This window comes from Limnohabitans lacus, from assembly GCF_030053395.1.
Classification (GTDB): Bacteria; Pseudomonadota; Gammaproteobacteria; order Burkholderiales; family Burkholderiaceae_C; genus Limnohabitans_A; species Limnohabitans_A lacus.
Genome location: NZ_JASGBH010000005.1, coordinates 1 through 11,219 on the forward strand (window position 1 = coordinate 1; position 11,219 = coordinate 11,219).

Here is an 11,219-nt window from a genome sequence, read left to right on the forward strand (position 1 = left end):
GCTATAGGCTCAAGGAGGCGGCGGCGCGCTTGGTCATCCAAGCTGACGCGTCATAATCTGAGGGCGCTGCCTGGGGGAATTTGGGGTGGCCACGGGTGGGGGAATTTGGACTGACCATCAGGGCTCTGATCCACTGTTTTTCGCAGCTCTCCGCAATCCGTCAAGCAAACCACAGCCAAAGGTTTTCGTGCTCGTTCAATGAAATTTTTAAGTGCCAACACGGTTGCAACTTGCTGCGTCACAGGCACTGACATTTGAACAATCAGAATATCAGGCAATTGTGTCGTGAAGGACAGCAAAGCATCCGGCATGGATGCCCAAAAAGTCACATCGAATGATTGAGACCATTGCGCCAGCTCATTTTTGAAAGCTGCTGATGTAACTTCCTGATCGGCAATAACTTTGACAATGGGTAAGTTGACCGCTTTAGCTCTGTTGCCGTTTGGTATTTTCAGTTTGTGCTGATAGGCTAACAACGACTTCAAATCTATTCGGCGATGACCTCCTGGGGTTTTCCAGGCTTGAAACCGCCCTTGGTCAACCAACTGTTGCAACATCGTCGTAGACATACCCAACATGCGAGCAGCTTGTGCCGTGCTGACTGCGTGTCGATCATCGACTGCTTCAGTGGTTTCATTGATGGGGTTGATGAACGACATGTGAGCTTGACTTCGAATTTTTTCCGAAAATTCCATTAATTCGAAAAATTTAGCAAAGCTCAATTTTCTGGCAATCTTTACTCACAGAACATCCCATGAAAATGCTAAAAATCATGCACTAGCTAAAATGCACTCCCCATGAATAGGTGTTTTTTACACACAAAAAAACCGCCAGGCCCTTACGGGCACTGGCGGTTTTTTCATGCAGCCGAGGCTGCAATGATCACTTGGCCTTGGGGTAGTCGGAGACGACTTTCCAGCGACCCTCTTGGATCTGCGACATGCGCGAGATGTTGTTGCCCAAACGCTTGGTGGGGCTGAAGGTCATCTCGGGGCTGCCGAAGATGTCCGGTGGGATCTTCATGGTGTCCATGGCCTTGATGAAGGTCTCGGTGGTCAGATTGGCACCGGCTTTTTCCACGGCACGCAAATAAGAGTCCACCGCGCCATAACCATAGGCCGAGAAGACGGTCGGGTCTTCGTTGAACATGGTCTTGTACTTGTTGGCCCAGAAGCGGATCGGCTGCGAAGCCTCATCGAGGTAGGGGTGCTGCGAAGTCATGGTGGCATAGAAACCGTTCATGGCAGGACCGCCCAGCTTGTGGATCAGGTCGGTGTAGGCTGCGCTCGAACCCACAAAGGTGGGGTTAAAGCCCAGACGGCGCGCGGTGGCGATGCCGCCGATCGTCTCGCGGATGATGGTGCCCATGACCACGAAATCGCACTTGGCCGAAGCCAGCTTTTGCATTTGCGATGCGAAGTCGGTCGCGCCGCGTTTGTAGGTGGTGACTTCTGCGAACTGCAAGCCTGCTTCTTTCAAACCGGCTTCTGCGCCACGGAACACTTCCAGACCAAATTCATCGTCTTGGTACATGGTGCAAATTTGCTTGGCACCCTTTTCCTTGACCAAGGCAGGCACCGCTTGGCGCATTTGGTCAAAGTAGGTGGCGGCAAAAGAGTACTTGAGCTTGTGGAAGGGCTCGTACATTTCACGTGCAGCCGTCACGGGGAAGAAGTTGACCACGTTCTTTTGGAACTGCACGGGCATGGCTGCCATGTTCTGAGCGGTGCCGATGTGGGCCACCATGGCGAAAATTTTGTCCTGGTTGACCAGCTTTTGCGCGGCCAGCACGGCACGGCGTGGGTCGTAGCCAGAGTCTTCAATCAAGAGCTTGACCTTGCGGCCGTTGATGCCACCTTGCTCGTTGACTTCGTCCACGCGCAGCATCATGCCCAAGCGAACCTGTTTGCCAAAGCCGGCCAAGGGGCCCGACAAGTCCTGGATGGAACCGATGACGATTTCGTTTTTGCTCACGCCTTGCGTTTGGGCCGTGGCGCTGCCAGCGGCCAGCGCCATCGCTGCGGCGATCAGACTGAGTTGGATTTTCATGGGGCTTGTCTCCTGTTGTGAATGAAAGGTGATTCGGTCAGCGGTACATCGCTTCGATTTGAGGGGCGTATTTTTTCTCCACCAGTTTGCGCTTGAGCTTCATGGTGGGCGTCAACTCTTCGTCTTCGGCCGAGAGTTGGGTGTCGAGCAGCCAGAATTTCTTGAGCTGTTCAACCCGTGCAAACTTTTTATTCACACGCTCCATCTCGCCTTGAATGAGGGCCTGCACTTCGGCCGCATGCGTCAGGCTGGCGTAGTTGGAGAAAGGCACATCGTTGTCTTGTGCGTATTTCTCCACGTTTTCCTGATCGATCATGATGATCACGGTGAGGTAGGCCCGTTTGTCGCCAATGACCACCGCATCGGTGATGTAGGGCGAGAATTTCAATTCGTTTTCGAGTTCGCTGGGGGTGATGTTCTTGCCCCCTGCCGTGATGATGATGTCTTTCATGCGGTCCGTGATGCGGAAAAACCCTTCCTCATCGACCACACCCACGTCACCCGTGTGCAGCCAGCCATCGGCGTCAATGGTCTCGGCGGTTTTCTCAGGCAAGTTCAGGTAGCCCATGAACACATTGGGGCCGCGCACCAAAATCTCGCTGGTCACCGGATCCAAGCGCACTTCATTGAAGTCAGCGGCAGGACCAATCGAGCCGGGCTTGATGTGGCTGGCCGGCACGCCGGTGGCCGCGCCGCAGGTCTCGGTCATGCCCCAGACTTCCAGCATGGGCAAGCCCAAGGCCAAATACCAGCGCACCAGATCGGGCGAGATGGGCGCAGCACCCGTCACCAGGAAACGGGCTTTGTGGATGCCGATCATCTTGCGCACATTGTTGAGCGCCAGCCAGCGGGCCACATGGAACCGCAGCTTCAGGTGCGCGGGCACAGGCTTGCGGGCCAACACCAAGTCGGCCACCTGCTGCCCCACCCCAATGGCCCAGCCATACACGGCTTGCTGAAAGCCGCCGGCTTCCTTGAGCGCGATCATCACGCCAGAATAAAACTTCTCCCAAACACGCGGCACGCCGGTGAACACCGTTGGGGCGATCTCGCGCACGTTTTCGGGCACGGTTTCGGGGTTCTCCACGAAGTTGAGTTTGGCCCCGGTGTAGAGCGAGAAGTACTCGCCGCCCATGCGCTCGGCAATGTGGCACAGCGGCAAAAAGCACATGCACTCGTCGGTCTCGTCACGGGCGATCAAGGTGTTGTAGCCCCGCACGCTGTAGACCAGGCCCCGGTGGCTGTGCATGCCACCTTTGGGTTTGCCGGTGGTGCCCGAGGTGTAGACCAAAATGGCCAGATCTTCGGGGCGGCAAGCCGCTGTGCGTTGTGCCAGCAGGTCGGGGTGGGCCGTCAGGTGTTCGCGGCCCAGGGCGCGCAAGTCATCCAAGCTGATCACCTGCAGGTCTTTGAACTCGCGCAGACCGTCCATGTCGAACACAACGATTTTTTTGAGCAGTGGCAGCTTGTCACGCACCGCCAGGGCTTTGTCGAGCTGCTCATCGTCTTCGACGAACAAGACCGAGGTGCCCGAGTCTTCGCACAGGTAGTGGACCTGGTCTGCGGCATCGGTCGGATAAATGCCGTTGGCCACGCCACCGGCGCTGAGCACAGCCAGATCACACAAGACCCATTCGATGTTGGTGTTCGACAGGATGGAGGCGGTGTGGTGGGCCTCAAAGCCCAGCGACATCAGGCCGTGGCCGATCTCGCGCACGGCCTTGGCGGTTTCGTTCCAGGTCCAGCTGCGCCAGATGCCCAACTCTTTTTGCCGCATCCACACATTGGGGCCGCGTGCGGCCACCGCGTTCCAGAAAATCGCGGGGATGGTCTCGCCCGCCATGACGATGTTTTTGTTGGGCTGGATGCCCGAGGCGTCCCAGAGGTTGCTCATCTCTTATCTCCAGGTTTTCTTCTTTTTCCAGCGGCGGTCGGCGCGCACGCCCTCTTCCTTCATGCCCAGATAGAACTCCTTGATGTCGTCCTTCTCGCGCAGTCGGGCGCAGCTGTCTTCCATCACGATGCGGCCGTTTTCAAGCACATAACCGTAATCGGCGGCATTGAGGGCCATGTTGGCGTTTTGCTCGACCAGCAAGATGGTAGTGCCGCGCTCGCGGTTGATGCGCACCACGATCTCAAAAATCTCTTTGGTCAATTTGGGACTCAGGCCCAAGCTCGGTTCATCGAGCAAGATCAGATCGGGGTTGGCCATCAGCGCCCGGCTGATCGCCAGCATCTGCTGCTGCCCACCCGAGAGCAAGCCGGCGTCTTGCGCGGCGCGCTCGCGCAAGATGGGAAAGTAGTTGAACACTGCCTCCATGTCGCGGGCCACACCATCGCGGTCATTGCGGGTGAAGGCGCCCATGAGCAGGTTGTCGCGGATCGACAGCAACGGGAACACCTCGCGGCCTTCGGGCACATGCATCAGGCCGCGCTGCACAATCAACGCGGGGTCCAAGGCGGTGATGTTCTGGCCTTTGAATTCGACCGAACCTTTGCGTGGATCGATGATGCCGCTGATGGTTTTGAGGATGGTGGTTTTGCCCGCACCATTGGAGCCCAGCACGGTGGCGATCTCGCCATTGCGCACCTTCAGGCTCACGCCGCGAATGGCCTTGATCGGGCCGTAGGCGCTTTCGACGTTGAGCAGTTGGAGGACGACATCCTCATTGACGATGGCGTTCATGCGGCCTCCACTTTGTGGTTTTCGCGGCGCAAAGCGGACACATCGTCCACCGAGCCCAGATAGGCCTCGATGACGCCGGGGTCACTTTGCACTTGGGCTGGCGTGCCGGTGGCCAATTCCTGGCCTTGGCTCATGGCCAGCACGCGGTCAGACACTTTGGACACCAAGCCCATGTCGTGCTCAACCATCAGCACCGAAATGCCCAGCTCGTGCTGGATGTCGGAAATCCAGAAGGCCATGTCTTCGGTTTCTTCGACGTTCAGGCCCGAAGAGGGCTCGTCCAAAAGAAGCAGTTGGGGCTCGGTGCACAGCGCACGGGCCAGCTCCACCACTTTGCGCACGCCATACGGCAAGCCGGCCACCATCGAGTCGCGGTGGTGTTGCAAATCCAGGAAGTCGATGACTTCTTCGACCTTTTCGCGGGCTTCGATTTCGGCCGCACGGGTCTTGGCGCTGAAAAACATTTCGCTCCACAGACCGGTTTTGCGGTGGGTGTGGCGGCCGATCAAGAGGTTTTGCAGCACGGTGGCATGCTCGAACAACTCGATGTTTTGGAAAGTGCGCGCAATGCCCAAACCGGCAATGCTGTGCGCCGGCTGATCGGTCAGTCGCAAGGTGCCTTGAGGCCCTGCATAGTCGATCGTGCCGGTGGTGGGCGTGTAGATGCGGCTGATCAGGTTGAAGACTGTGGTCTTGCCTGCACCATTGGGGCCAATCAGGGTGAAGACTTCGCCGCGCTTGACGTCGAAGCTGACGTTGTTGACGGCCAACACACCGCCGAAGCGGACGCTCAGGTTTTGAGCGGAAAGGAGGATGTCGTCGTTCATTTGAGGCGGTCCGACTTCTGGAAGGATTTCTGGCGCTTGAACATGCCGCGGCGGTAGAACGGGAACAGCTGGAACCAGGTGCGCACCTTGAGCCAGCGGCCGTACAGGCCCAGCGGTTCAAATAACACAAAGGCGATCAACACGATGCCGTACACCGTGCCTTGCAAGCCGGCTGCACCGGCAATGGCTGCAGGCAAAAAGTCTTTGGCCATGGCAATCAGTTGGGGCATGACGATCAAAAAGATCGCGCCCAGAAAAGCCCCGTGCACCGAGCCCAAACCACCGATCACCACCATCAAGAGCAAGTCGATCGACTGGATGATGTTGAACTGGTCAGGCGACAGGAACTGGATCTTGTGCGCATACAAGGCGCCACCAATGCCCGCCAGCGCCGCCGACAAAGCAAAAGACAGGGTCTTGTAGCGGGCCAAGTGGATGCCCATGCTTTGCGCCGAAATCTCCGAATCGCGAATCGCCACAAAGGCACGGCCTGTGGACGAGCGCAGCAAATTGAGGATGGCCAGCGTGGCCCCCACCACCACCACCAGGCACAGGTAATAAAAGGATTCGGTGCTGTCCAGCGTCCAGCCCAGCATGGCCGGTGGGTTAACGCTCAGACCGGCGTTGCCGCCGGTCATGTGCTCCCATCGTGCAATGCCTTCTTCGACGATGAAACCAAAAGACAAGGTGGCCATGCCCAGGTAAATGCCTTTGACGCGCAGCGCGGGCAGACCCACGATGACACCGGCCATGGCCGAGAACAAGCCCGCACAGATCAGCGCCAACGGAAAGGGCACGCCAGCGTTGACCATCACCGCTTCGGTGTAGGCCCCCACCCCCAAAAAGGCCGCATGCCCCATGGAGAACAAACCTGTGAAACCGGCCAGCAGCATGAGGCCCAAGCCCACCACCGCGTAGATCAGCACAAAGGTCAATTGCGCCAGCCAGTATTCGGCCACCACCCAGGGTGCGGCCACCAAGAACAGCGCCAACATGCTGTACCAAAAAACGTGACCGCCATGCTTGGCCAGTGTGACGTCTTGGTTGTATTGGGTTTTGAAAATGAATCGCATGCGAAGGCCTCAGACTTTCTTGCGCAGTTTTTCGCCGAACAAGCCATTGGGCTTGAGCACCAGCATGAGCAAGACCACGATGTAAGGGGCGATGTCTTTGAAGCCTTCAGGCAGGTAAAAGCCCGACAGGGATTCCACAACACCGATCACCAAGCCGCCGACGATGGCGCCCGGCAAACTGCCAAAGCCGCCGACCACCGCTGCCGGGAAGGCTTTGAGACCAATGAAGCCCATGTTGGCGTGCACAAAGGTGATGGGCGCCAACAGCAGGCCCGCCACCGCCGCCACACCGGCGGCCAAGCCCCAGACCAAGCCGTTGAGGCTTTGCACCGGGATGCCCATGTAGTAGGCCGCCAACTGGTTTTGCGAAGACGCCTGCATGGCAATGCCCAGCTTGCTGTACTTGAACATGGCAAACAAACCCAGGCACAGCAAGGTGGTGAAAGCGATCACCACCAACTGCTCAGCCGCCACCACCAAACCGCCCATTTGCAGCACCTGACCGGCATAGGGCACGGGCATGGTGTGGGTGTCGGTGCCCACGTCGGGGATCATGGTGATCAGGCCGCGCAATACATAGCCCACACCGATGGTGAGCATGACGATGGAGAACGCGGGTTGACCCAAGATGGGGCGGATCACCAAGCGCTCGAGCAAGACGCCAAACACCCCCATGGCCACGATGGCGGCAGGCACCGAGACCCAAAATGGGAAGCCCAGCCAGGTCATGGCTCCGAGCCCGGCGAAGGCGCCGACCATCATCAGGTCACCTTGGGCAAAGCTCACCGTTTCGGTGGCTTTGTAAATCAGCACGAAACCCAGGGCGATGAGTCCGTAGATACAGCCCTGAGCCACACCGCTGATGAGCAGTTGCAGCACTTGCACGCTTGTCTCCTTGTTGTACTTCTGTCGTCCTGCCCATGCCGAGATGGAGCCTGTGGTTCATGTCTCGGCATTTGCGAACGGTCGTGCGATTGTGTCTGTCTTTCACGGGACTGACCCTAGGGGTTGTCCCCCATCCACAGTCGCCAGCGCGGCATCAAGATGAGCCCATGACAACCTCCATCCGCATCGGCTCGGGCCTTGGTTTTTATGGCGACAACTGGGAGCCTGTGGCCGCCAGCATTGAACGCGGTGATGTGCAGTACATCGCCAGCGACCACCTGGCCGAACTGACCCTGGCCATCTTGCAAAAAGACCGGCAACGCGACCCCACACTGGGCTATGCGCGGGACGTGATTCCCATGCTCATGCGCCTGTGGCCCTTGATGCACGCACGCGGTGTGAAGTTCGTGTGCAATGCCGGCGGCCTCAACCCCATGGGTGCGGCGCAAGCGGTGCAAGCGGCGCTGGCCAACAAAGGCTGGCACCCGCGCATTGCTGTGGTGTCTGGCGACGATGTGCTGGCTTTGTTGCAAGGCGAACAGACGCGCTTTGACCACATGATGAATGGCAGCGGCGTGGACAGCGTGCGCGAGCGCTTGGTGTTTGGCAATGCCTATTTGGGAGCGCAGCCCATCGTGGACGCTTTGGCGCAAGGTGCAGACATCGTCATCACCGGACGCGTGGCCGATGCGGCCTTGTTTCTGGGACCCTTGGTGCACGGCTTGGGCTGGAAGCTGGCCGATGCACAAACGCCCGAAGACTTCAACCGCTTGGCACAAGGCCTGACCGTAGGGCATTTGCTGGAGTGCTCAGGCCAAGGCAGCGGCGGCAATTTTGGCGACCAAGGCCACTGGCAAAGCATCCCGGATCTGGCGCACATCGGCTACCCGATCGCCGAGGTGCACGCCGATGGCACGGCCATCATCACCAAAGCACCGGACACCGGCGGGCTGGTGAACTTTGACACCGTGCGCCAGCAATTGCTTTACGAAGTACACAACCCGCATGCGTATTTTTCGCCCGATGTGGTGCTCGACATGGGCCAGATCCAGCTGCAAGACGAAGGCCACAACCGTGTGCGTTTGACCGGCGCACAAGGCAGCCCCCCCACCCCACAACTGAAGGTGGTGGCCGGCTTCAAGGACGGCTTCAAGGCCGACATCAGCTGGGGCTTTTCGTGGCCCGATGCTTGGGACAAAGTGCAAGCGGCCGAGCGCATCGTTCGCGAACAATTGCGCGAGCGAAAAATTCCCTTCGACGAACTGTTTGTGGAATACCCGGGCCTCAATTCAGCGCACGGGGCTTTGGCCCCTCTGCCCCCTGCGGCCGAGCTGAACGAGCGCCACGAGATCTGGGTGCGCATGGTGCTGCGCACACCCAGCAAGGCTGCAGCCGATGGCTTTGGTCGGCTTTTCCCATGGATGGCTTTGAGCGGCCCGGCCTACACCTGCGGCTTTCAGGGCCTGAACAACACCAGCGAATTGCTGGGCATTTGGCCGACCTTGATCCCGCGCGAACACGTCACCGCGCAAGTGCACATGCTGGAGGTGCCCGCATGAACCAGACCCTGCGCATACCGCTGGTGCAACTGGCCCACGCCCGCAGCGGCGACAAAGCCGACTGGGTGGACTTTGGTCTTTTCGCTTGGAACGAAGCGGGTTACCGCATTCTCGAGCGCGAAGTGACCGCGGCCAAAGTGCAGGCGCATTTCGCACCCTGGCTGCCAGGCCAGGTCGATGTTTGGGCGCTGCCCAATATCTTGGCCATCAAGCTGGTGCTGCACGGCGCCTTGCAAGGCGGCGGCGCACGCAACCTCCGCTTGGACAACCTGGGCAAAGCCATGGGCGCAGCGCTGCTTCGCATGGAGATCGAGCTCAGCGAAGAAGAATTCGAGCAGGCACAAAAAAGCCCCCGAAGGGGCTGGTGGCCAGCGGCCTAAGCGCTTTAAACGCGCTCGATGATCAGCGCAATGCCCTGACCCACGCCGATGCACATGGTGCACAGCGCGTAGCGGCCGCCCGTGCTGTGCAGGCGGTTGATGGCGGTGGTGGCCAAGCGGGCACCCGACGCGCCCAAAGGATGACCCAGTGCGATCGCGCCGCCCCAGGCGTTCACGCGGGCGTCGTCGTCCTTCAAGCCCAACATGCGCAGCACGGCCAGGCCTTGCGCGGCGAAGGCTTCGTTCAATTCGATCACGTCGATCTGGTCCAGCGTCAGGCCTGTTTGGGCCAACACTTTGAGTGTGGCAGGTGCAGGGCCAATGCCCATGATGCGGGGGGCCACACCGGCGGTGGCCATGCCGACCACGCGCGCTTTGGGTGTCAAACCATTTTTGGCGGCGGTGGCTTCATCGGCCAGCAGCAATGCGCAAGCACCATCGTTCACACCCGATGCGTTGCCTGCGGTCACGGTGCCGTCTGGACGCACCACGCCTTTGAGCTTGGCCAGCGCTTCGAGGCTCGTTTCGCGAGGATGTTCGTCGGTATCGACGATGATCGCGTCGCCCTTCTTCTGGGGAACGCTCACGCCCACGATTTCACGGGCCAGGTGTCCGGCCTTGATGGCGGCCACAGCGCGCAGTTGGCTGTTGTAGGCCATCAGGTCTTGCGCTTCGCGTTCGATTTTGAAATCGGTGGCCACGTTCTCGGCGGTCTCGGGCATCGAATCGACACCGTATTGCGCTTTCATCAGCTTGTTCACAAAGCGCCAGCCGATGGTGGTGTCGTACACCGCGTTGGCGCGGCTAAAAGCCGTTTCGGCCTTGGGCATGACAAACGGGGCGCGGCTCATGCTTTCCACACCACCGGCGATCATCAAACTGGCTTCGCCCGATTTGATGGCACGCGCTGCAGTGCCCACGGCGTCCAGGCCCGAGCCACACAGGCGGTTGAGGGTGGCACCAGGCACATCGATGGGCAGACCAGCGAGCAAGCTGCTCATGTGGGCCACGTTGCGGTTGTCTTCACCGGCCTGGTTGGCGTTGCCGTAGAGCACGTCGGTCACGGCGGCCCAGTCCACCTTGGGGTTGCGGGCCATCAGGGCGCGCAGAGGCACAGCGCCCAGGTCGTCGGTACGCACGCTGGACAAGGCACCGCCGTAACGGCCGAAAGGTGTGCGGATGGCGTCACAAATGTAGGCTTGGTTCATGGTTGTCTCTTGAAGTTGGATGAATTGTCAGGGTTTAACATGCCGTATTTGGCTGACGTCAAGATTTTATTCCATTAACCGACCGATCGGTCGGTTTTGACACGTTTAGAACCATGTTGATACAACCCTCCCAAGCCGATGTGCGGCGATTTTTTTGTGGCGTGTACGCCAAGGCCCAAACCGCGGCCCCGCTGGAGCCAATGGAAATGTTGGTGAGCCAATGGATCGACGAGCACCCCGAATACCACGCCGAACTGTCTGACGTGGACGCGGCCTTGGCCAGCATGCTCAAGGTGGACCCCAACAAAGACAACCCCTTTTTGCATTTGTCCATGCACCTGTCGATCAGCGAGCAGTGCAGCATCGACCAGCCACGCGGCATTCGCCAAGCGGTGGAATTGCTGACGCACAAGCTCAACTCACTGCACGACGCCCACCACCAGGCCATGGAATGCCTGGGACGCATGGTCTATGAAAGCCAGCGCGCTGGTCGCATGCCCGATGGTGCGGCCTACATCGACTGCGTGCAAAGACACGCCACCAAGGACTGAT

Annotated in this window: 11 protein-coding genes; 3 read left to right on the forward strand and 8 right to left on the reverse strand. The window is 59.2% G+C overall.

The features are described from left to right. Nucleotides 1-50 precede the first annotated feature (50 nt). The 7 genes from QLQ16_RS07775 to QLQ16_RS07805 all read right to left on the reverse strand — a co-directional run bounded on the left by QLQ16_RS07775 (nt 51) and on the right by QLQ16_RS07805 (nt 7,520). On the reverse strand, nt 51-722 hold the full coding sequence (locus tag QLQ16_RS07775; protein ID WP_283224128.1) for a helix-turn-helix domain-containing protein: 672 nt from the start codon (nt 720-722) through the stop codon (nt 51-53). Between the two features lie 160 nt (nt 723-882). After that, the gene (locus tag QLQ16_RS07780) at nt 883-2,049 is read right to left on the reverse strand and encodes an ABC transporter substrate-binding protein (RefSeq protein WP_283224129.1); all 1,167 of its coding nucleotides are present in this window, start codon (nt 2,047-2,049) and stop codon (nt 883-885) included. Nucleotides 2,050-2,086: 37 nt separating this feature from the next. Beyond that, nucleotides 2,087-3,943 carry an AMP-dependent synthetase/ligase gene (locus QLQ16_RS07785; protein ID WP_283224130.1) on the reverse strand — a complete coding sequence of 619 codons (1,857 nt, stop codon included), beginning with the start codon at nt 3,941-3,943 and terminating at the stop codon, nt 2,087-2,089. A 3-nt stretch (nt 3,944-3,946) separates the two neighbouring features. Further along, on the reverse strand, nt 3,947-4,735 hold the full coding sequence (locus QLQ16_RS07790) for an ABC transporter ATP-binding protein (protein WP_283224131.1): 789 nt from the start codon (nt 4,733-4,735) through the stop codon (nt 3,947-3,949). After that, a complete protein-coding gene (locus QLQ16_RS07795) occupies nt 4,732-5,562 on the reverse strand; it encodes an ABC transporter ATP-binding protein (protein WP_283224132.1) in 831 nt (276 codons plus the stop codon). Before QLQ16_RS07795 ends, QLQ16_RS07790 begins: the two co-directional genes overlap by 4 nt. After that, nucleotides 5,559-6,635, reverse strand: coding sequence for a branched-chain amino acid ABC transporter permease (locus QLQ16_RS07800; protein WP_283224133.1), 1,077 nt, complete (start codon nt 6,633-6,635; stop codon nt 5,559-5,561). Before QLQ16_RS07800 ends, QLQ16_RS07795 begins: the two co-directional genes overlap by 4 nt. A 9-nt stretch (nt 6,636-6,644) precedes the next feature. Next, nucleotides 6,645-7,520, reverse strand: a complete 876-nt coding sequence (locus tag QLQ16_RS07805) for a branched-chain amino acid ABC transporter permease (protein ID WP_283224134.1) — start codon at nt 7,518-7,520, stop codon at nt 6,645-6,647. A 167-nt stretch (nt 7,521-7,687) separates the two neighbouring features. Between QLQ16_RS07805 and QLQ16_RS07810 the strand changes: the two genes are divergently transcribed. Both QLQ16_RS07810 and QLQ16_RS07815 read left to right on the forward strand, forming a co-directional pair. Beyond that, on the forward strand, nt 7,688-9,079 hold the full coding sequence (locus QLQ16_RS07810; protein ID WP_283224135.1) for an acyclic terpene utilization AtuA family protein: 1,392 nt from the start codon (nt 7,688-7,690) through the stop codon (nt 9,077-9,079). Next, nucleotides 9,076-9,459 carry an AtuA-related protein gene (locus QLQ16_RS07815; RefSeq protein ID WP_283224136.1) on the forward strand — a complete coding sequence of 128 codons (384 nt, stop codon included), beginning with the start codon at nt 9,076-9,078 and terminating at the stop codon, nt 9,457-9,459. Before QLQ16_RS07810 ends, QLQ16_RS07815 begins: the two co-directional genes overlap by 4 nt. Nucleotides 9,460-9,464: 5 nt before the next feature. Here the strand turns inward: QLQ16_RS07815 and pcaF are convergent, their stop codons facing one another. Next, entirely contained in the window at nt 9,465-10,667 is a 1,203-nt protein-coding gene (pcaF, locus tag QLQ16_RS07820; RefSeq protein WP_283224137.1) for a 3-oxoadipyl-CoA thiolase, read from the reverse strand. Between the two features lie 116 nt (nt 10,668-10,783). On the opposite strand from pcaF, the gene QLQ16_RS07825 reads away from it, so the two are divergent. Next, the gene (locus QLQ16_RS07825) at nt 10,784-11,218 is read left to right on the forward strand and encodes a DUF1841 family protein (RefSeq protein WP_283224343.1); all 435 of its coding nucleotides are present in this window, start codon (nt 10,784-10,786) and stop codon (nt 11,216-11,218) included. Nucleotide 11,219 lies beyond the last annotated feature (1 nt).

Coding starts and splice junctions, on each gene's coding strand:
- QLQ16_RS07780 (WP_283224129.1), bottom strand. CDS start 2,049: ATGAAAATCCAACTCAGTCTGATCGCCGCAGCGATGGCGCTGGCCGCT.
- QLQ16_RS07785 (WP_283224130.1), bottom strand. CDS start 3,943: ATGAGCAACCTCTGGGACGCCTCGGGCATCCAGCCCAACAAAAACATC.
- QLQ16_RS07790 (WP_283224131.1), bottom strand. CDS start 4,735: ATGAACGCCATCGTCAATGAGGATGTCGTCCTCCAACTGCTCAACGTC.
- QLQ16_RS07795 (WP_283224132.1), bottom strand. CDS start 5,562: ATGAACGACGACATCCTCCTTTCCGCTCAAAACCTGAGCGTCCGCTTC.
- QLQ16_RS07800 (WP_283224133.1), bottom strand. CDS start 6,635: ATGCGATTCATTTTCAAAACCCAATACAACCAAGACGTCACACTGGCC.
- QLQ16_RS07810 (WP_283224135.1), top strand. CDS start 7,688: ATGACAACCTCCATCCGCATCGGCTCGGGCCTTGGTTTTTATGGCGAC.
- QLQ16_RS07815 (WP_283224136.1), top strand. CDS start 9,076: ATGAACCAGACCCTGCGCATACCGCTGGTGCAACTGGCCCACGCCCGC.
- pcaF (WP_283224137.1), bottom strand. CDS start 10,667: ATGAACCAAGCCTACATTTGTGACGCCATCCGCACACCTTTCGGCCGT.